Below are 19,643 nucleotides of genomic sequence, written 5' to 3'. Positions count from 1 at the left end.
CTGAACGATGCCGGCCTGACAGACTGAAGCATCTCCGCGCGGCGCCTTGCACAACAGCGCCGCGCGAGCCACGCAATCAACTTTCGCCGACCGCTTCAGCATGCAACATCCCAGCCGCCGGCGCATCGCCTTGCGCGCCGCGTACGCGGGAAACCCACAACACGCCGGCCAGCGCGACCGCAACCGAAGCCCAGCCGACCGTCCCGTAACCGATGATCTGGCCGCTCGGCGAACTGCTGAGCATCAAGCCGCCGATCCATGCGCCGCATCCCGTGCCCAATGCCTGGAGCGCACTGTTCGCGCTGAGAAAAGCGCCGCGCCGGGCAGGCTCGGGCACGGTGGTCAGCAGTGCCTGCATGGGCACCATGCGCCCGGACATCAGCACCATGAAAACCGGGAAGAACATCACCAGCGCGTAAAACGGCAGATTCGGCAGATGCGTGACGAACAGCACCGGCACAAACGCGAGTACCGCCGCGATCCGGAACACGCGCCGCGTGCCGTAACGATCCGCGAGTTCGCCCACCCGGCGCGAAGTGAAGAACGTCGCTGCGCCACCGGCCATATAGAGCCATGACAATTGCTCGGGCGCCACGCCGTGATTGGCGACCAGCACCGGCGAAATGAACGGAATCACCAGCATGTGCGCGACCATCATCATGAAGGTCAGCGCGAACGCATTCAGATGCCGCGGGTTGCTCAGGAGCCGCCACAAGTCCGGCAGCACTTCCGCGAGCGGCGGCTGACGGCGGCTCAAATGCTCCGCCAGCGATGGCACCAGTTGCCGTCCCGCCGTCCACACGAGCAGCGACAGCGCCACCAGCAGGAAGAACGGCGCGGCCCAGCCGAAGTGCGCGCCGAGCATCACGCCGGCCGGCACGCCCGCAATCGCCGCGAGGGAAAACGCGGTCATGATCGTGCCGGTGGCGGCGCCGCGGCGTTGAACCGGGATCACGTCGCCGACAATCGCCATGATCACCGAGCCCAGCACGCCGCCTGTGATGCCCGCGAACGCGCGAGCGGCCAGCAGCAAGGGAAAGCTGCTCGCCAGCGCGCACGCCAGGTTCGACAGCGCGAACAGCGCATACATGGTCAGCAGCAGACGGCGCCGGTCGAAGCGGTCGATATAGGTCGCCGCGAACAGTCCCGACAGTCCCGAGCACCACGAATACGCCGACACGGCCGTCGCGAATGCAGCCGGCGTGATCGCGAACGCGTGCATGATCTGCGGGCCGAGCGGCATCATCACCATGAAGTCCATGATGATGGTGAACTGCGTCAGCGCGAGCAGCCACAGCAGGTGGCGTTCGTGCTTTGCGCTTATTGAGTACATCGATCGATTCCTTGTTGTTGTTTTTGGAAGCACGGTGCTCGCGCGACTCGCGCCGCCGCCGGATCGCACGCGCCTCAAGACGCATGTGATCCCGCGGACGGCCGACACTCAATCGTCGAGCGTTTCGTGTACCGCTTCGGCGCCCTGTTTCCAGTAGCTGGCCGCGCGAATGCGTGATTTGTCGACGCCGCGTTCCGTGCACAGGTGATAGCGCACTGCGCGCATCGTCGCGGCTTCGCCGGCTGCCCAGACATAGCCTTCGCCGTTTTCGGGCAGGTAGGTGTCGCGCACGGCCTGCAGCAAGGCCTCGCCGCGCACACCCGCTTCGCTGCGATAGCGCCACACGAGATGCAACTCGGCCTGCGTCGTGAATTCGATCTGCGCCGACGGATCGGCCACTTCGATCACGGCCGCGACGCGCTTGCCGGCCGGCAGCTCTTCGAGACGCCGGGCGATGGCGGGCAACGCGGTATCGTCGCCGATCAGCAGATGCCAGTCGAAATCCTTAGGTATCACGAGCGAACCGCGCGGGCCGCCGATACCGAGATACTGGCCCACTTTGGCTTGCGCCGCCCACGTCGCCGCGGGGCCCGCTTCGTGCATTGCAAACTCGATGTCGAGTTCGCCCGCCTCGCGATCGAAGCGGCGCGGCGTGAAATCGCGCGCGATCGGACGTGGCTGGCCGGCGGGAAACACCGGACCGTCGGGGCCCGCTTCAGGCAGCACCGGCTTGTCCGCGCCGGGTTCGGGGAAGAACACCTTGAGGTGGTCGTCGAACGAAGCGGAGACGAAGTCGTGCAGATCTTCGCCCGTGAATGTGACGCGGATCAGATGCGGGGTCAGCGCGCGCACCTGCTTGACTTGCAGCAGACGGAACTTCAGCGGATGGCGTACGCGGTGGACTGCGAGGTCGGTTTGATTGTCGGCTTGGTGGTCTTTTGTCGGCATAAGAGTGGTGCTCCTGTCGACCAGAGGTTGGCGCTTGAGCGCCTTGCTCCGGTCCCATGCAAGATGGTTGCGGTTGGTTCGATGGGCGCGCGCTCACGCGCGGGCGGCGCTCCCGGCGCGCAAGCGCACGCGGGAACGGGCGGCACGATTTCAACGGGCCGCTTCGCCGCCGTTGCCGTTTTCGCTGTTGTCCGATTTGACTTCGCTTTCGATTTCTTTCGCCGCGCGCATCAGAATTTCAGCGATGCGGCGCTGCTGCGCCGCCGGCGCGTTGTCACGGCGCAGCAACGCGTGCTTCAGCGCGCGGCGCGCTTCGTTCAGCTCGGGCAGCCAGCCGCCTTCGCTGATGTCGGCCGGCTCTTCGCCGGCAAACGCGCGGCGCACCGAATCCATCTTGCGGGCGATATGGCTCAGCTTGGCCAGCATCAATTCGACGCGGTCGCGGTTGGCGGCCAGATATTCGCGGCCCGTTTCCGACAGTTCGTAGCGCTTGCGGTTGCCTTCGAGTTGCACGGTCACGTAGCCGAGTTCTTCCAGATACGTGAGCGCCGGATAGACCATGCCCGGGCTCGGACTGTAAAAGCCGTTCGAGCGCGTTTCGAGCGCCTTGATCAGTTCGTAGCCGTGGCTCGGCTGCGTGCCGATCATCGACAGGAGCAGCAGTTGCAGGTCGTCGGAACTGAATTTGCGGCCGCGCGGAAAACCGTCGCCGTCGCCGCCGAAGCCGCCCGGGCCGCCGCCGAAGCGCCCGCCACGCCCGCCGCCGCGATGCTCGTGATGACGGCCGATGGCGTGCCACAACGCGTGCAGCGAGAAGCGGTCGTAGCCGTGACGGCCAGGGCCGCCGCGCAGGTCGCCACGGAATTCGTCGCGGTCACTGCGGCCGCCTTCGCCGCGACGGCGTTCGAAGCCGTCACCGCGTGCTTCGCCGCCGCGATAGTCGTGGTGATGGGCAAAGGCGTGCCACAACGCATGAAGTGCGCCGCGTTCGTGGCCGGTGTAGAAAGTGTCGTCCGTTGGGCGCGGACGCGAAAAACGGTGTTGATGACGCATCTTGGTACTCCCGCTTGTGTCTTAAGATGTGTCTTAAGATATATATCTTAAGATAGTTTGTCAAATCCCTTTTTGCGATTTATGGGCGTGCAACACAGTCTGCGGGATCGAAAGAACGGCTGTTTAGATACGACAAAGCATGCGGCACAGCGGAATTTCATGGTGCGGCGCACAGTTTTTGGCGTGGCTGATCTGCAGGTGGGCCCGATACAGAGACGAGAGTTGAGGCTCCTGTGGCTCGCGTTGGCCACGCTTGCAACCTACGGGCGTTTCTCGTCTTGCCCATTTTCCAGTTTGCACGCAACTCTTTCGAATGGAAGAACGCGTACCACGCGCCTTGCAATGGATCGCGGGTTAAAGCCAAGTCGGTCAGGCGGCGGTTCCAGAATAGGGCGAAACCCCCTCTGGACCACAGGGTGTCGGGCTCGTCATTCCAGCTGATTGAACCGTCCGACTTAAGCAGGCCGCTGCCGAGGCGGCTTGGCCTCGGACCGAACTTGTGGCCGAGGATATGCGGTGGACGGGCGAGGCGCGTGTCGGCGTCAATCAAACAGCGTCGGTAATGCCTCGAACTGACGTGCTTGATTGCGGTTAAGCCAACAGCAGCATGTCAAACGAACGAGCGTTGTTGCCTGAGGATAGGTGGAGACGGTCGAAATCGACGCGTGCCGCAAATTGTTACGCATGGCCGCGAGTTCAACACCATTTGCCAGCGGGTGCGACGCACGCGAATGTCGCTACCGGTGGCCTGTGGAAGCCCCATCCGCGTTGCCTGTTTAATGTGAGGTCCGCGAACTGCTGCTGCGAACGTATGAATTGCCGGTGGAGTAGTGAGGCCTTCGCTCCGCCTAGAACCTCCGTGCGCCAAATGCGGTCCATGTCTCCAGTTTGCCAAGACAGCCGCGGCTCTCGTGTTCGGGCTTTCTGCGCCAATGTCGTATGAGTGACTCAATTTCGGCCCTTGCTGTCGTTGAGGCGGTCTCCGTTGTACGTCAGCAATGTGATGGATTGCTGACGGTGGTGGCCTCGAGCAGCCGGACGGCAGCTTCCAGCGTCAGTGAACTCACACTTTCGACCCGCTACGGACGTCGGACCAAGCCCTACTTAGCCGTCCGATTCCAGGATGCAGTGGTCATTCACTCGCGGTCCGTGGCGTCGGGTCAGCTGTGGCACCGGATGGCGACTCATTGCACTTCGGAAGCCGCCCTTCACGCTGGGCCCGTTCAGGTGGCGTATGGATCGCGAATGCACAGGTTTCCAAAATTACTTGGGATCAACCCGGCGCAGCTCAGCGACACCTCTTGTTACAGAACGGTTTGCTGCAGTGCACCCTCGGGTTTGCCCGGTTGTCGTGGACGGATGCGAAGCATAGCCTTCGTAATGATTTGGTAATAATTTAGTCGCAGGTTGCCGGGTAAGCCAGCCGCTCTCGCGCTCTGCGCAATACGCACAGGTTTCACGACTGCGCTCCACACGCTGGCGTGTCAAACGATGCTCCGAATGACGACTGAAGTGTTGTGCGCTGTTCTCGCCGGCGCAGCTTCGACAAGCCTCGATCGAAGCGTGCGGTTTGACACAGCCGACATGGCCGCCGACGGTGGTCCTGCCCGGTGTGAGCATAGGTCGTGATGATTCCGGTGCGGCGCGGTCGGTTCCCGCACGAACCTTATTTTGATCGTCGAGCACCGACAGACGCGTTGCCCGACGACGCAAGGTAGCCCTTTTGATGCAGACCTAAGGTTGATCTAGATGAACTCCGCTGACTCCTCAGCCGAAAGCGCGCATCACCTGTTTCGTTGTCGCCCGTATCTGGCTGCTGCTGCGATAGCACTGACATTGTCTTCGTGCGGGGGTGGTTGGGACTGTCTGGACGAGGGCACTTGCTATACGGTCGGTGGCAGCCTCTCCGGGCTTCTCGCCAACAGTTCGGTTACCCTTCAAGACAACGGCACCGACAATCTGACGCTGAGCAACAACGGGGGATTTTCGTTTAACAACACGGTGGACAGCTCCCGCAACTTTAGCGTCACGGTTCTAACCCAGCCGGTCGGGCAGTCATGCACTATCTACCACCAGGATGGAAGCGGCTACGGCCCCGCCGACGCAAATGTTAACGTCGTCTGTACCCCAAACAGTCATACCCTGAGTGGCACCCTGAATGGTCTCGCACCGGGTACGACCATCACGCTGCAAAACAACGGCGCGAATTCCCTCGCTCTCGCAGCTAACGGCAGTTTCAACTTTCCCACGAAGGTGCGCTACGGTGATGCTTATTCGGTTACGGTCTCGGCGCAACCGATCCCACCAACGCGGACGTGCGTAGTGACGAACGGCACCGGCACCGTCCCGGACGGCGACATCTCCAATGTGAATGTGACATGCCAATAACGCTGCGATGATGCAAACGTCCAGTCGTGTTGGCTGTACGCAGGGCGCCGCTGGCGAGCAACGCTGACGGCGACCTGGGTGGGTGCTTCTTTGTCGGCCGCAACCGTTACCGCCCTTACCGGCACGGATGGCCTCTCACCGTTGCGATCCATTTCCTTGCATGCAGCGGGCGACCATCCTTATTTCAACCGCCCGGTCCAAGAACAGCGACGTTGGCGATCGGCGATTCGACCCAGCCCTTGCAAAAGCCGATAACTGGATGCGCCGACCGAAACAATTCGGTCCCGTGGCGCCCGGCGATCAACTTGTGCGATTTCTGCCGAAAGACACGATTATGGAGGTCACGAGCGGCGCTAACAGCCACCTCGGGCCATTGCGACTGTATTTTCGCAGTTGGGCGGACCGTCTTAGAGACCCGACACGCACTCGCTGCCAAGCTCCGATTGTCGACAATCTTCATCGGAACGCCGATCGTCTCTAACTGGGCCGGTCACTGCCGGTCGTCGATTGGCGACACGCGACCCGGAGCGGAATTACAAGCTGTGGAATTCGAAGGCCGAGTGCGGTCGCTCAACACCAGTTGCCGAAACGGGTTCTGCCAAGGTCGCGCGGCGATCAATCGAGGCTAGCCAGAACCTACTCCGAATAGAAACCCGAACCCACCAGGCCTGGAACTCCGTCGATCTTCACTGCCTTCACATATGTCCATTTATGCGATGGCTGAGTCTGCCCTGGTCTCAGGAACATGTAGTCAACCCAGCCCGAACCCTTCGTTTCAACCGTCTGGATCATGACGTCATGAAACGGCTTGCCGTTGGTATCTTTCTGACCGCTGACGTTGGTTCCCTCACGGGCGGGGAAGGCCGGATTCAACAAGACATTTTCCTTCAGATCGTAAACGAACAGATAGGTGTCGCCGTGGAACCACTCGCTCCCTTTGATTCTGAACTCCGAAAACGCGACCTTGCCTTTACTCCCGATCAACGCCGCGGCTTTGTCGACAAGCGCCTCGGTTTGTCTTGCTGTCTCGGACGTCGGGGGAGATGACTGAGAAAATGCAGGCGACGCGGGGCAGAATAATCCAGCCAGTAGCAATACACTGGTAACGAGAGCTTTACCGTTCATACCAGTATCTCCAACGGTTGAGTTCTGAGCTGGCCCGTACATCGGTCGCAGCTTGGATGTGAGGCGCCTGCTCTGTATGCAAAAGACTAGTGCGCGAAGCGCAGCCTGGCCAGCACCGTTTTACCACATCAATGTCGGCTCGATAGCGGACGGTTGCGAATGGCAGAAACTGGCCCGACCCGGCAATCCGACGCGCCTTAGTCGCTCAAAGCGGGCAAGTGGCACGACGGAACAGGCGCGACCAAATTTGCGACCCGAACCTGCGGCGAGCAGTGGATGGGGCGCTCTCTATCGGGTGGCTCACCATTCAGGCGCCCCGCAATGCGTCGATCTCTGCGCGAAGCGCTGCAACTACGCCAGTCCAATCGCCTCGCGTCGTTTGTCGAAACAACCGCGCCTTTGGGTACCACGGACTATCGCTTCGGTCGAGTTGCCATCTCCAGTCCGGCATGAACGGCAAAGCAATCCATACGGGTTTCCCAAGCGCCCCCGCCAAATGCGCCACAGCTGTGTCGACGCTGACGACGAGGTCGAGGCGAGCGATCAGCGCAGCAGTCTCAGCGAACGTGGTGAGCCGCCCGGAAACATCGCGCAGCACCCCGCGCTGCTCAAGTTGCGCGAGGCACGCGCGATCACTGTCGCGTACATCCGGTTGCAACGCGAAGAAATCCGCGTCGGCATCGAACACCGGCTTCAGTTGCTCAAGCGAAATGGACCGATTGTGATCATTCAGATGCGTACGGCTTCCCGACCACACGATCCCAATGCTCGGCCGTCGAATGGAGCCTGTAAAAAAATCGTCCCATTGAGGGACAAGCGCACCGTCTGCCTGCACATATGCATCGGATAGCGCGAGATCGGGTGCACGAACCTTGAGCGCAAACGGCAGACTCAGGGTTGGAATGTGATAGTCGAAATGTGGCACTTGCCCTGTCTCACCGATGACTTCGGCCGCATCCCGATAATTTTGGAGGAGCGGCAACAGGGCATCCTGAACACGCAACACGACGTGAGCGCCAGCTGCACTGAGCCGATCTACAAAACGCACGAATTGCAGCGTGTCGCCGAACCCCTGCTCATGATGAACGAGCACTGTCCTGCCGTCTATCGGTTGGGTGCCAGTCCATAGGGTGTTCTGCGGAAAACCGTGGCTGCAGGTGCCATCACGCCAACGCCATTCGTATTCGCGCCAGCCGTGTTCGAATTCGCCGAGCAGCAAATTCGTCTGAGCTCGATTGGTGCGCGCGCCTGCGTCGTTCGGATCGATCGAAAGCGCCTTCTTGAATTGAAGCAATGCCTCATCAAAGCGCCGGAGATCTCGCAACGCGACCCCGAGATTAACGTATGCGCGTACGAAACGCGGCTTGAGCGTGATCGCCTGCCGGTAGGCAACTCGGCTCTTTAAGGACGATCAGTTAATTACGGTCAACCCGCGGCCAAGACGCTGATCGACCCGATCAAGTCCCCTGTCGCGACATGGTCCAGTTTCGCTATTAGCAAGACCGGCGGATCTTCGACGCTAATCACGAAGTTCGCCGATGGGAGGGTCACGACCGACAAGCCCTAATTTGATTAGTGGGTGACTGAGGCAAGCAAAGTGCATTGAGGCTGCAGACTTCCTCCATGCCGGTCGGCACACCACTCGCGACACGAATGAAAAGGCTCCCGATGCACTGGGAGCTAGTTCGTCTCGGTCCATACGGGACTAGAACCCGCGACCAACGGATTAAACGGTTGGGTTAATCATCACGGCACCGCTGTGCGCGCGCTTACAGACTGCGCGACTGCAGGCACCGTGCTTTCGGGAGCTGCGCCCACGGGCACCGCCGCTGCAGGTAGCGCTCGATAACTCCGGTCCAGATACGCAGCAATGCTGACGCAGATAGTGATCACGAACCCGACGTTCAACATACTGAAGTTGCGCAATTCTCCAGGATAGCAAAACGCCAGGAATAACGGCACATTGACCAGCAGGGCAATCTTCAAATGCTGTCGCACGGCCGGCAAAAGTTTGCCCCACGCGGTGCGCACGAGCGCCGCGACCAAAACGATATTGATCACATTGAAGCCCTTGGTCGTTGGAATGCCGTAGTTGTATTCGAAGCCTATATAACTCGACGGATGGATAAGAAAAACGAGATTCTCCATCAGGTGGTATGTCACGACGCCGCCGCCGTTGTGCGCGTACTTCAGCTTGATCACCACGTTGACCGCCGCTGCGACGACCAGCAACGCACACTGGACCGCCAACGTTGCTTTAACCGAAAACCGTGTGCGCAAGAACGGGAACAAGGTGAGGATGAAAAAGAAAAAAGACTCCTTGTTCAACGTCGCCAGTGCGGTAATCGCGATGAGCCATAACACCCGCCCTCGCATTGAGAACCAGACCGCTATCGCCATGAACAGAAGCTCCGGCGGATCATAAAAATAGCCGCCAACGGTGAGGATAAGCGGCAGGATCGCTGCAAAGGCGATCGGCGCCAGCGTGGCGGCAACCCGGTTGGGCTGCATGTCGATGCATACCGCGCGCAGGGCGAACATCGCCAGCAGCAGCGACGCGAACGACATGGCATAGATCAGGTAATAGCGTAGGGCGTATTGGGGGTTGCGGGCGTCGACGGCATTTGGGTAGAACTCTGCAATGGGATGATAGTTGCGCTTTTTGTCGAACAATATGGCGGTGGCGTGATCACGGACGCTGATCGGCAACGCGCGCTCAATGCTGTTGGCAATGAGCGGCAACAGTTGTCGGTATACATACGGGCGCTCGGCGGTTCCGTCGAGCATCGCAGGCAGCGACGCGTCGGTCGCAAACAGAACTGGCATGTCCTCGCGAAACTGCCACTTTGTGAAGAAGCCGCTGAACGACGCGGAAGCCATCACGAAATAGATGAAAGCGAGAAAAAGCCAGCGAATGCCCGGACGGGAAAGTGGTTCGTTCATCAGGACTTCCTCCAAGAAGATGGGATTGCTGGCAAGGCGCCAGATATCTTTCCCTACCGCAGTCGCCGCATGTAGCCGCGTGTGCACACAGGAATACGTCGGGCAAAAGAAATGCGCTGGCTGAATGTTCCCCGGTTTTCGAGGCGATGAAGGTGGCCTATCGCACGGATCGATACGATACGCCGCGTACCATCGCATGCAAATCACCCCAAGTAGGCTGTTCATAGGCCGACAGTTCGTTGCGTCGGCATACAAGTAAAACTAACGACGACAGTCCGAGGCAAAACATGTCTGATGCAAGCATTCCCCTGTGTGTCGACCTCGACGGGACGCTAACGTGCACCGATCTTCTTGTTGAGTCTTTTCTTGTCCTTTTTAAGAGGAATCCTCTCTATGCGTTCTACTGCATCGTGTGGTTACTGCGAGGGAAGGCGAATCTGAAAGCACAGATTGCTTCGCGCGTGGCAATCGATGTGTCGGTGCTTCCGTACGACCCGAGGTTTGTCGAGTTCTTGCGCGAGGAACAGTCGAACGGGCGCGACCTGTACCTTTGCACTGCATCGAACCAACGATTCGCGGAACAAGTCGCCACCCACTTCGGCTTTTTCAAAGGTGTCATGGCGAGTAACGAGGCGCGTAATCTGTCCGGCAAAAACAAGGCGGGCGCGCTATCGGCGGAATTCGGTGTGGGTGGCTTCGATTACTGCGGCAATGCGCTCGCCGATGTCGCCGTCTGGAAGCAGGCGCGCAGGGCGATTGTCGTGGGAAGCCGTCATATCGCTGCCGCGGCGCAGAAGGTCAACAATACGACCCTTTTCTTCGAGCGGAAACGTTCCTTCGTGCGCCTCGTCATCAAGGAAATGCGGGTTCATCAGTGGGTCAAGAATCTGCTGATCTTCGTGCCGCTACTGGCGTCGCATCGCTTCACCGATGTCAATTCCATCTTCGCCGAAGGCATCGCCTTTTTGTCTTTCAGCTTTTGCGCGTCATCCGTGTATTTGCTGAACGACATGCTCGATCTCGATGCCGACCGGCGTCACATGCGCAAGCGCAACCGGCCGTTCGCGTCGGGCCAGCTATCACTGACCTTCGGTATTTTTCTGACGCTTGCGCTGCTCGCGGCAAGCGCCGCGCTGACGGTTTTGCTGCCTTCTGAATTCGGCCTGGTGCTGGCGTGTTATCTCATCGCGACCGTGGCTTATTCGTTCGCGCTCAAGCGCATGATGCTCGTCGACGTCTTTACGCTCGCTGCGTTGTACACCGTACGTATTGCCGCTGGCGGCGCGGCCGACGACATTCCGCTTTCGCATTGGTTGATCATGTTTTCAGTACTTATCTTCCTGAGCCTTGCGATGGTCAAGCGTTACACGGAACTCGATGCACTCTTGTTGCGAGACGGCGAATGCGCGGTAGCAGGGCGCGGTTACATCACTCAAGACCTGGGGATCCTGCGTTCATTCGGTACCGCGTCCGGATACCTTGCCGTGCTGGTTCTTGCACTCTACATGAACTCTTCCGAAATCAGCATCCTGTATCATCATCAACACGCCCTCTGGTTCTTGTTCGGCCTTTTGTTGTACTGGATCAGCCGAGTCTGGATGCTTGCATTCCGCGGCCAGATGCACGACGATCCAATCGTGTTTGCAATCAAGGACCGGCTGAGCATGCTGGTCATCGGCCTTTGCATCGCGACAGTTATTGTCGCTATCTGACTGGTTCCCTTCGTTCCTATGTCCATTTTATTTCTTTTGCTGAGCGGTACTTTTAGCGCGATGGCCAGTATTTTGTTGCGTGTGGCCGGGAAAATAGTCGTTGCTCAAGGAGACGTATTGATAGCAGGGTTTGCTAGCCGACCCTTGCTTTTGCGGATGGCGGCGATTGGTGCGTATGGAGCTGGGTTCCTGTTTTATGCGCTGGCACTAAGGCGCGTTGAACTCAGCGTTGCCTATCCATTGATGGTCGCGGTGACGATCCTGGAAATCCTGTTGTTCGGCTTTTTTGCCGGCGAGGCGGTATCGCTGCGTACCTTGGCGGGCGCGGCGCTCCTGCTCGCCAGCGTCCTGCTGCTGTATCTCCCGGCGGCAGCACCGGTTCGGCCGTGAGAGTGCCTTGCGGCTGGCCCATTAGATGCGCCGCATAACTTGGCGAACTGACGATGGGGCGGATCAAAGGTTGCAACGAACCCGCCTGCTGCCACGGGGAGAAAGCAACCGCTTTGCACCGGTTGAATCCGCCACCCGAAAGCCGCCGTTGAGAATGGCTGTTCTGACGGGCCGAAGTGGCCGCCGCGCATTGAGATCGGGTGCCAGACGACACATTCGGATGGTCGGGGCCTTGCAAGCCCTGTGAGGCTGGAAAGGCGGCGATGGGCAAATAGCGCGAGGCCGCACGACGTGTGGGCCGTGCTGTTTATCTCCCGCGCGAACGGGATGCTCTGACACTCCAGACCATCGCGGAGACGGGCATAAAATGCTCTTGTATATTGGGCGTCAAAAGGACCGCTATCGAACCGGTAGCCTTCGGTGGCGTCCTGTCAGTCGAATGACCGAGCGGGCGATGGTCGAAATTTGTCGCGACGACGCTTTCGTGGATCAACTGGACGGCGACGAACGTCCGGGAGCAACTGGTGCTCGATGTGCGAACCGACGAGCATATGGCGGCCGACTGCCGCATCTAGCGCGTATGCTCCCGAAAAGCATCGCAGTGAAACAGTAAGTAGCCAGCAATAAAAGAAACCGTAGCACTCACACTCTTGCGAGGTCGACATGCTTTCCTTTATTGGTACGGTGATCGTAGGGCTGGTCGTCGGATTGATTGCGCGGGCGCTTAAGCCCGGAGACGACAGCATGGGCCTCATTTTGACCATCATCCTCGGCATTGCCGGCTCGCTGATTGCGGGCTATGTCGGGCGTGGGCTGGGCTGGTATCAACCAGGCCAGGCGGCGGGCTGGGTCGCGTCGGTCATTGGCGCGATCGTCCTGCTGGTCATTTACGGACTGGTGCGCCGGCGGCGTTAATCTGCGCGCTCGCGAGAATCGGGCGAAGCATGCCGTTTGCGTAGACCAGTATCCGGGCCACATTCAGCCATTCGGCATCAACCGGCGGCGCGCACAGTTTTTCCGGTTCACTCGATCGTGTACTTGACAGGGCTTTCGCACATTCTGCAATGTACAGGTTGCGTCTTCGCCAGATGGCGAGAGCCTTTTATGTAATTCGTGGGCCGGGAGAACGAGCTTTCCGTGCTGCTCCAGGCGTGGCATGACGCGCTTGGTGGGCAGCCGCAGGTGGTCGCGTTTGGCGCGCAGGCTCGCCTTGGGAAGACCCGCGTCTTGCAAGAGTTCTACCATTGGCTGAACCAGTTTGAGGATCCCGGCAACTACTGGCCCGACACGCTTCCCGGCGGCGATGCCAGCCTGCGCGGCAATCCGATCTTCGAAGGGTATCTCCCACCATGTTCAATATCCTCCTCGTTCCGCTGGACGGCTCAGCCCAGAGTGTCTACGTCGTCGACCTGGCGAGCCGCGTGGCGGTACCGGGTACGGCAACCGTACACCTTCTATGCGTTGTCGACCCATCCTACGCGTTGCCTCCCGGTTCCGAAAACGGTGTCGCGCCCGATGGCCTGACCTATCCGCCAGCACAGGCGCAGACATCTTTCGCACGATCCGTCCTGGCTGCCGCAGCCGCACAGCTTGCCGACCGGAATCTCACGGTGGAACAGCACTTCTGCGCGGGAATTCCGGCCGACGTCGTCATCGAACAAGCCCGGCTGCTGACAGCGGAGGTCATTGTGATGGGACATCACCATTTGTCACGGCTACGCCGCTGGGCCAACCCGTCGACCAGCGGAGAAGTCATCGACCGCTCGAGCTGTCCGGTACTGATCGAAACCCGCGACAAGGGCTAACCTAAGATCCTGGTCAGGTGGCAGCCGCTTTAGAGAGCTGCGAGTGGCGCTTGTGGGGCGAGTCCTGCCAGAGGAACAACCGGCGTCGGTCACGCTTGCGCTCAGCGTAAATTGACTTTTTGGGGCGTCTGCGCGAGCGTTATCAAAAAATCGACTGCCCGGTAAGCGTGGTCAGCCGTTCCAATGCCCGGGCGCCGACAAGCGAATTGCCATTGCTATCCAGCCCCGGCGACCACACGCACACCGCCATCTCGCCGGGCAGCACGGCGACGATCCCGCCGCCCACGCCGCTTTTCGCCGGCAAGCCGACCCGGTAGACGAAATCGCCCGCCGCGTCATAGGTGCCGCAGGTCAGCATCAGCGCGGAAAGACGCTTGGCCGAACTCGTGTCGAGAATCCGCTCGCCGGTGGCCGGCACCACCCCGTGATTGGTCAGAAACAGCGCCGCCTTCGCCAGCTCGACGCAACTCATCGAAATCGCGCATTGCCGGCAGTAAGCATCGACCACCACCTCCGGTGGCATCTCCATGTTGCCGAAGCTCGCCATGAAATGCGCCATCGCGCGATTGCGGTGGGCATTCTGCAATTCCGATTGCGCGACGCGCGAATCGTAGTCGATGCTCGTTTCGCCCGTCAGCCGGCGCATGAATTCGACCAGTGCCGTCTCGGCTTGCACGAAACGGCGGCACAGCACGTCGGTGACGACCAGCGCGCCCGCGTTGATGAACGGATTGCGCGGCTTGCCCTGTTCGGCCTCGAGCTGAACCAGCGAATTGAAGGCGGTGCCCGACGGTTCGCGTCCCACGCGCTGCCACAACGCGTCGCCGAGCAGGCGGAAGGCCATCGTGCAGGCGAACAGCTTCGAAATGCTCTGAATGGAAAAACGCGTGTCGGCGTCGCCGGTGCGGAAGACCTCGCCCGATGCCGTGACGATCGCCATGCCGAAACTATCGGCGGGCACTCTGGCGAGTTCGGGAATGTAATCGGCAACCTTGCCGGTGCCCAGATAAGGCTGCAGATCGCCGTGGATCTGGTCGAGGATGGATGCGTAGTTCATGGGGCTCGGACCGTTGGAGCCGCGATTCTACTGGCAAGCGGGAGCGAATTGTTCGCGCCGGACATCGCGCACGTCGCCGTGCGTCGCGTCCAGGTTCGGGCGGCGTTCGGCGAGCGTCCCCGAGCGGCTATGCTAATCTTGCTGTCTTTCTGGCAACAATCGGGCAAAACGGACTCCATGATGGAGACTTTTGATCCAGACGGCGTCGAGCAACCGGTCTTCGTTATCGGGGAGCGGTACGAGACGCTGGACGAACCGTTGGGGGCCTATCGTCGCGCGCGGCTGATCCACGTGAGCGCCGGGGTGCTGATCGTGCGCACCGAGACCGAGCGCTGGGTCGTGCCGCCAGGCCACGCGGTCTGGATGCCCGCGGGTCTGCTGCACCGCTTGTCCGCCGCCGGTCCTGTCGAGTTTCATGCGCTCTATGTCGGCATGGACGCCGCGCCGCTCCCGCCGCACAGCTGCGCCGTCGTGCCCGACCCATTGGTGGCAGCGTTGCTGATCGCCGCGGCTGATCTGCCGCGCGACCAACCGTTCGACGAACCCGCCGCGCGTCTCGTGCAAGTGCTGCTGGACCGTCTGCCGACTCTGCGCACTGCGCCGTTGGGGTTGAACTGGCCGCGCGATCCGCGTGCGGAACGGATCGCCGACGCGTTGAGCGCTAACCCGGCCGACACCGCGGTACTCGAAGAGCTGGCCGCGGCCGCCGGCGTGACGGCCCGCACGGCGGCGCGCCTGTTCGTCAAGGAAACGGGGCAAACGTTCGGGCAGTGGCGCCAGCAGCTTCGCCTGCTGGTTGCGCTGGAACACCTTGGCGCGGGCGCGAGCGTCACGCAGGTGGCGCTCGAGGTGGGCTACAGCGACGTGTCGTCGTTTATCGCCGTGTTCCGGGACGCGTTCGGCGACACGCCCGCACGTTATTTCCGCTGACGCATCGCCATCGGCATCGCCCTCAATGCGCGCCCGCCGCATCCGGCCCGCCACCGCCCTTGCTCGGCCGCGTAATCCAGATCAGTGGAATGATCAGAATAAAGATGACCGCGGAGACGAAAAAGATATCGTTCAGGCCCATCATCGCCGCCTGCGTGTTCACGGTGAAATCGAACAACGCATGGGCGGATTGCGGATTCAGATGCAGCAGCGACTGGGTCGAATCGATCTGCTGATTGAACACCGGGTTGTTGATGGAGGCCTGCTCGGTAAGCCGTTCGTGATGCAGCACCGTGCGGTTGTTCCATTCGTTGCCGGCGATCGACGTGCCCACCGCGCCGCAAAACACGCGAGCGAAATTCGACAGACCCGCCGCTGCTGGAATCTTGCTCGGCGGCTGGCCGGACAGGATGATCGAAGTCAGCGGCACGAAGAACAGCGCCATCGGAATGCCTTGCAGCAGCGTGGGTATCACCAGATGCCAGGTGTCGATCTCGATCACGTACTTCGAGCGCATATAAAACACGATCGCAAAGCCGATGAACGCCAGCGTGGCGATCACACGCGCATCCGAGCGCGGCAGCACGCGGCCCATCACCGGCGCGAGCAGCACCGCGAACACACCGAGCGGCGCGGTCACGAGACCGGCATCGACGGAACGGTAGTTCAGATACTCCTGCATCCATTGCGGCAGCAGCACGAGGTTGCCGAAGAACACGCCGTACGCGACCGAAATCGCAATCGTGCCGCCGAGAAAGTTGCGCTGCTGAAAAAGCCGCAAATCGACGATCGGATTTTCCTCGGTCAATTCCCACACGAGGAAGAACGCGAAACTGACGAGCGCGGTAATGCCGAGAATCACGATCACCGGCGACGAAAACCAGTCGAGGTCCTTGCCCTTGTCGAGCATGATCTGCAGCGAGGCGACCCACGTGATCAGGAGGCCCAGCCCGACCACGTCGATGGGCGGCTTGCGGGTTGGCGACTCGCGGGTGCGGTAGATCATCCACGTGACGCCGGCCGCGAAAATGCCGACCGGAATGTTGATGTAGAAGATCCACGACCAGCTATAACTATCCGTGATCCAGCCGCCGAGCGCCGGGCCCGCAATCGGGCCGACGGTCGCGGTCATTGCCCATAGGGCGAGCGCGGTCGAGGATTTCTCCTTCGGATACGAGCCGAGCAGAATGGCTTGCGACAGCGGGATCAGCGGGCCGGCCACGGCGCCCTGGAAGATCCGCGCGAGCAGCAGGATCGGCAGCGTCGGCGCAATGCCGCACAACCACGACGCCAGCACGAACATCAGGATCGCGCCGACGAACAGCTTCACCTGGCCGATGCGTTGCGTGAGCCAGCCGGTGAGCGGAATCGACACGGCATTGGCCGCGGCGAACACGGTGATGACCCACGTGCCTTCATCGACCGAGACGCCGAGATTGCCCGAAATGGTTGGGATCGCAACGTTCGCGATCGACGTGTCGAGCACGTTCATGAAGGTGGCGAGCGCGACGGCGATCGTGGCCAGCACCAGTTGGCCGCCCTTCAGCGGCGGCGGTGGTGCAGGCGGCGCCGAGGCAGGCGCGGAAGTGGACTGGCTCAAACGGTTCTCCGGATCGGTGTGCCGCGGACATGCTGCGGGGAAGTTGTATTTCGTGCCCGCGCGATGCGTCGGGCCGCAGGTCCGCTGAATGCTCGCAAAAGCATACCTGTATTCACGTTTGGACGTCATCGGCGCGCACAAAGGCGGCGGCGAAAACAAATCCGGCAGCGTATGCTCGCGGCTGAGGCTGCACACGGCCGCACGGCGCGATCCCTCGTCACGCCTGGCACAGCGCGTGCGGAACGACCATCCACGAATCGACAAATAGAAGGAACGAATATGGCCTGGGAGCAATTCGAACACGGCTGGCGACGCGCGCCGGCGACCGCGCCTGCCAAAGGCTTGGTGGTGCTGATGCACGGCGTCGGCAGCAATGCGCGCGACCTGATGCCGCTTGCGGACATCTGGAGCGAGAGCCTGCCCGATGTGGCCTTCACTTCGCTCGACGGCACCGACGCCTTCGACGGCGGCTTCGGCGGACGTCAGTGGTTCAGCCTGCGCGACGTCAACGAAGGCAATCGCGAGGCCCGTGTCGCCGCGGCCTATCCGGCGTTGCGGCGTATGCTCGAAGCCGAGCTTGCGCACTGGCAGGTATCTTTCGGGCGCCTTGCGCTGATTGGTTTTTCGCAAGGCTCGATCATGGCGATGCACCATGTGGCGACCAGCGCGGAAGGCGCGGCCGGCGTGGTCGCGTATTCGGGGCGGCTCGCCTCCGTGATCGTCGCGCAGAACGGCACGGCGCTCACGCTGATCCACGGCGAAGACGACGAAGTGATCCCGGTGCAGGAACTCGAATACGCCGCCGACGCGTTCAGCAACGCCGGCTATACCGTCGACGCCTATGCGCTTCCAGGCATTGGTCACACGATTAACGCCGACGGCGTCGAGCTCGGCCAGGAAGCGCTGGAACACGCGCTGGGCGCTTTGTCGCGCGACTGACACGGTCGTGCCTGAAAAGCGGCCCTAAAGTTTTCTGATCTGCTTGCCGTTAACTGCTCATAGCATGAGAATCACCCCCGCCGCGCGGACCGCGGAACGCCCAACGGGGCGGCCCATGCGGCTCGGGTGACCGGGGGCGCATTTTCCAGACTGCCCGGTACGGGCGGATAACGACACATCAGAGCCTTCCTATGGCCAGACCGACGCCGCATTACCCGCTGTTCGATCGCTTGTTCCGTCATTCCGTGACGGTGGACCTCGGCACGGCCAACACCCTGATCTATACCGACGACGGCGGTATCGTGCTGAACCAGCCGTCCGTCGTGTGTTTCCAGAAAGAGGCCGCCGACGGGCCGAAACGCGTCGCCGCCGTAGGCACCCAGGCGCGCCAGCTTCTGGGCCGCGCGCCGTGCAACCTCGAAACCGTGCGGCCGATGCGCCACGGCGTGATCGCCAACTTCTCCGCCGCCGAGCACATGATCCGGCAATTCGTCGACATGGCGCGCCTGCGGCCGCTGTTCAGCCGCCGCGCCGCGTTCACCTTGTGTGTGCCGGCCGGCGCGACCCAGGTCGAGCGTCGCGCGATCAAGGAAGCGGCCGTGGCGGCCGGCGCATGGAAGGTGAGCCTGATCGGCGAATCGCTCGCGTCGGCAGTCGGCGCGGGCTTGCCGGTGTCCGAGGCGACCGGTTCGATGGTGGTCGATATCGGCGGCGGCACGACCGAGGTCGGCGTGATCGCGCTCGGCGGCATGGCGTATAGCGGCTCGATCCGCGTGGGCGGCGACAGTTTCGACATGGCGATCGTGAGCTACGTGCGCAATCTGTACGGCGTGCTGCTCGGCGAACAGACCGCTGAGCACGTCAAGAAGAGCATCGGCTCGGCCGTGCGCGACGTGCCGCGCGAGCATATGAACGCGACCGGCCGCAGCGTCGACGACGGCTTGCCGCGCACGGTTCAACTGAGCAACCACGATATCGCGGATGCGATCGAGGGGCCGCTGCGTCAGATGATCGGCGCGGTGAAACGCGGGCTCGAAGAGGCGCCGGCCGAACTGGCGACCGACATCGCCAACAACGGCATCGTGCTGACGGGCGGCGGTGCGCTGCTCGGCAACCTGAGCCGCCGCTTGACGAACGAGATCGGCCTCGACGTGCGCGTCGCCGATGAACCGCTGACCTGCGCGGTGCGCGGCGCGGGCACGGCAGCCACCGCCGGCCTGCTGGACGAATTCGCTTACGAATAATTGCGCGCAGGGCTTGCCGCGCTGCTGCCTTCGGGAGGCTCGCGTCCGCCATTGGGCCGGGCTGCCACGCTGTTCGACCGGCTGTGTGACAATACGCTTCGCGTCCCAATCTCAGGGACGCACTTTCGCTCCCCATTCCATTTCGAGCCGACAGCGCCGCACTCGGGCATTGCCGC

Annotated in this window: 16 protein-coding genes and 1 pseudogene; 8 read left to right on the top strand and 9 right to left on the bottom strand. The window is 61.5% G+C overall.

Annotated elements, in window-relative coordinates:
• Positions 1 to 76 precede the first annotated feature (76 nt).
• From B0G74_RS24485 to B0G74_RS46770, 4 genes and pseudogenes are all read right to left on the bottom strand, one after another.
• Positions 77 to 1,333 carry an MFS transporter gene (locus tag B0G74_RS24485; RefSeq protein WP_132377444.1) on the bottom strand — a complete coding sequence of 419 codons (1,257 nt, stop codon included), beginning with the start codon at positions 1,331 to 1,333 and terminating at the stop codon, positions 77 to 79.
• 108 nt (positions 1,334 to 1,441) lie between these two features.
• Positions 1,442 to 2,281 carry a siderophore-interacting protein gene (locus B0G74_RS24480; RefSeq protein ID WP_132377443.1) on the bottom strand — a complete coding sequence of 280 codons (840 nt, stop codon included), beginning with the start codon at positions 2,279 to 2,281 and terminating at the stop codon, positions 1,442 to 1,444.
• 150 nt (positions 2,282 to 2,431) lie between these two features.
• Positions 2,432 to 3,334, bottom strand: a complete 903-nt coding sequence (locus tag B0G74_RS24475; protein WP_132377442.1) for a PadR family transcriptional regulator — start codon at positions 3,332 to 3,334, stop codon at positions 2,432 to 2,434.
• Positions 3,335 to 3,876: 542 nt separating this feature from the next.
• Positions 3,877 to 4,071 (bottom strand): annotated as a pseudogene (locus B0G74_RS46770) (hypothetical protein); the annotation flags it as partial.
• Between the two features lie 1,012 nt (positions 4,072 to 5,083).
• On the opposite strand from B0G74_RS46770, the gene B0G74_RS24470 reads away from it, so the two are divergent.
• Entirely contained in the window at positions 5,084 to 5,722 is a 639-nt protein-coding gene (locus tag B0G74_RS24470) for a hypothetical protein (protein WP_132377441.1), read from the top strand.
• A 636-nt stretch (positions 5,723 to 6,358) separates the two neighbouring features.
• Here the strand turns inward: B0G74_RS24470 and B0G74_RS24465 are convergent.
• The 3 genes from B0G74_RS24465 to B0G74_RS24455 all read right to left on the bottom strand — a co-directional run bounded on the left by B0G74_RS24465 (position 6,359) and on the right by B0G74_RS24455 (position 9,790).
• Entirely contained in the window at positions 6,359 to 6,847 is a 489-nt protein-coding gene (locus B0G74_RS24465) for a cache domain-containing protein (RefSeq protein ID WP_132377440.1), read from the bottom strand.
• A 307-nt stretch (positions 6,848 to 7,154) separates the two neighbouring features.
• Positions 7,155 to 8,222: a glycosyltransferase family 9 protein gene (locus B0G74_RS24460; protein ID WP_279388626.1), complete on the bottom strand. Its 1,068-nt coding sequence runs from the start codon at positions 8,220 to 8,222 to the stop codon at positions 7,155 to 7,157.
• 371 nt (positions 8,223 to 8,593) lie between these two features.
• Positions 8,594 to 9,790: a hypothetical protein gene (locus tag B0G74_RS24455; RefSeq protein ID WP_132377439.1), complete on the bottom strand. Its 1,197-nt coding sequence runs from the start codon at positions 9,788 to 9,790 to the stop codon at positions 8,594 to 8,596.
• 287 nt (positions 9,791 to 10,077) lie between these two features.
• Between B0G74_RS24455 and B0G74_RS24450 the strand changes: the two genes are divergently transcribed.
• From B0G74_RS24450 to B0G74_RS24435, 4 genes are all read left to right on the top strand, one after another.
• Complete coding sequence (locus tag B0G74_RS24450) at positions 10,078 to 11,502, top strand: UbiA family prenyltransferase (protein WP_132377438.1); 1,425 nt, start codon at positions 10,078 to 10,080, stop codon at positions 11,500 to 11,502.
• 18 nt (positions 11,503 to 11,520) lie between these two features.
• Positions 11,521 to 11,892: a ligand-binding protein SH3 gene (locus B0G74_RS24445; protein ID WP_132377437.1), complete on the top strand. Its 372-nt coding sequence runs from the start codon at positions 11,521 to 11,523 to the stop codon at positions 11,890 to 11,892.
• A gap of 663 nt (positions 11,893 to 12,555) precedes the next feature.
• Positions 12,556 to 12,807 carry a GlsB/YeaQ/YmgE family stress response membrane protein gene (locus B0G74_RS24440; protein ID WP_132377436.1) on the top strand — a complete coding sequence of 84 codons (252 nt, stop codon included), beginning with the start codon at positions 12,556 to 12,558 and terminating at the stop codon, positions 12,805 to 12,807.
• A 434-nt stretch (positions 12,808 to 13,241) separates the two neighbouring features.
• Positions 13,242 to 13,697 (top strand): universal stress protein, encoded by a 456-nt coding sequence (locus B0G74_RS24435; RefSeq protein WP_132377435.1) that lies wholly within the window; start codon positions 13,242 to 13,244, stop codon positions 13,695 to 13,697.
• Positions 13,698 to 13,839: 142 nt separating this feature from the next.
• Here the strand turns inward: B0G74_RS24435 and B0G74_RS24430 are convergent, their stop codons facing one another.
• Positions 13,840 to 14,754 carry a glutaminase gene (locus B0G74_RS24430; protein WP_132377434.1) on the bottom strand — a complete coding sequence of 305 codons (915 nt, stop codon included), beginning with the start codon at positions 14,752 to 14,754 and terminating at the stop codon, positions 13,840 to 13,842.
• Positions 14,755 to 14,931: 177 nt separating this feature from the next.
• Here B0G74_RS24430 and B0G74_RS24425 point away from each other — a divergent pair, with 177 nt between their 5' ends.
• Positions 14,932 to 15,684 (top strand): helix-turn-helix transcriptional regulator, encoded by a 753-nt coding sequence (locus B0G74_RS24425; RefSeq protein WP_132377433.1) that lies wholly within the window; start codon positions 14,932 to 14,934, stop codon positions 15,682 to 15,684.
• A gap of 22 nt (positions 15,685 to 15,706) precedes the next feature.
• Here B0G74_RS24425 and B0G74_RS24420 read toward each other — a convergent pair whose 3' ends face one another.
• Complete coding sequence (locus B0G74_RS24420; protein WP_132377432.1) at positions 15,707 to 17,284, bottom strand: DHA2 family efflux MFS transporter permease subunit; 1,578 nt, start codon at positions 17,282 to 17,284, stop codon at positions 15,707 to 15,709.
• A 279-nt stretch (positions 17,285 to 17,563) separates the two neighbouring features.
• Between B0G74_RS24420 and B0G74_RS24415 the strand changes: the two genes are divergently transcribed.
• Complete coding sequence (locus B0G74_RS24415; RefSeq protein WP_132377431.1) at positions 17,564 to 18,223, top strand: dienelactone hydrolase family protein; 660 nt, start codon at positions 17,564 to 17,566, stop codon at positions 18,221 to 18,223.
• A gap of 191 nt (positions 18,224 to 18,414) precedes the next feature.
• Positions 18,415 to 19,467 carry a rod shape-determining protein gene (locus tag B0G74_RS24410; RefSeq protein WP_132377430.1) on the top strand — a complete coding sequence of 351 codons (1,053 nt, stop codon included), beginning with the start codon at positions 18,415 to 18,417 and terminating at the stop codon, positions 19,465 to 19,467.
• Positions 19,468 to 19,643 lie beyond the last annotated feature (176 nt).

Source organism: Paraburkholderia sp. BL9I2N2, assembly GCF_004339745.1.
Lineage (GTDB): Bacteria > Pseudomonadota > Gammaproteobacteria > Burkholderiales > Burkholderiaceae > Paraburkholderia.
This window is presented reverse-complemented; position numbering and strand designations above follow the sequence as displayed.

What these genes read in the sequence shown, in the direction of transcription:
- B0G74_RS24485 (WP_132377444.1), bottom strand. Translation starts at nt 1,333, where the DNA reads ATGTACTCAATAAGCGCAAAGCACGAACGCCACCTGCTGTGGCTGCTC.
- B0G74_RS24480 (WP_132377443.1), bottom strand. Translation starts at nt 2,281, where the DNA reads ATGCCGACAAAAGACCACCAAGCCGACAATCAAACCGACCTCGCAGTC.
- B0G74_RS24475 (WP_132377442.1), bottom strand. Translation starts at nt 3,334, where the DNA reads ATGCGTCATCAACACCGTTTTTCGCGTCCGCGCCCAACGGACGACACT.
- B0G74_RS24470 (WP_132377441.1), top strand. Translation starts at nt 5,084, where the DNA reads ATGAACTCCGCTGACTCCTCAGCCGAAAGCGCGCATCACCTGTTTCGT.
- B0G74_RS24465 (WP_132377440.1), bottom strand. Translation starts at nt 6,847, where the DNA reads ATGAACGGTAAAGCTCTCGTTACCAGTGTATTGCTACTGGCTGGATTA.
- B0G74_RS24455 (WP_132377439.1), bottom strand. Translation starts at nt 9,790, where the DNA reads ATGAACGAACCACTTTCCCGTCCGGGCATTCGCTGGCTTTTTCTCGCT.
- B0G74_RS24450 (WP_132377438.1), top strand. Translation starts at nt 10,078, where the DNA reads ATGTCTGATGCAAGCATTCCCCTGTGTGTCGACCTCGACGGGACGCTA.
- B0G74_RS24445 (WP_132377437.1), top strand. Translation starts at nt 11,521, where the DNA reads ATGTCCATTTTATTTCTTTTGCTGAGCGGTACTTTTAGCGCGATGGCC.
- B0G74_RS24440 (WP_132377436.1), top strand. Translation starts at nt 12,556, where the DNA reads ATGCTTTCCTTTATTGGTACGGTGATCGTAGGGCTGGTCGTCGGATTG.
- B0G74_RS24435 (WP_132377435.1), top strand. Translation starts at nt 13,242, where the DNA reads ATGTTCAATATCCTCCTCGTTCCGCTGGACGGCTCAGCCCAGAGTGTC.
- B0G74_RS24430 (WP_132377434.1), bottom strand. Translation starts at nt 14,754, where the DNA reads ATGAACTACGCATCCATCCTCGACCAGATCCACGGCGATCTGCAGCCT.
- B0G74_RS24425 (WP_132377433.1), top strand. Translation starts at nt 14,932, where the DNA reads ATGATGGAGACTTTTGATCCAGACGGCGTCGAGCAACCGGTCTTCGTT.
- B0G74_RS24415 (WP_132377431.1), top strand. Translation starts at nt 17,564, where the DNA reads ATGGCCTGGGAGCAATTCGAACACGGCTGGCGACGCGCGCCGGCGACC.
- B0G74_RS24410 (WP_132377430.1), top strand. Translation starts at nt 18,415, where the DNA reads ATGGCCAGACCGACGCCGCATTACCCGCTGTTCGATCGCTTGTTCCGT.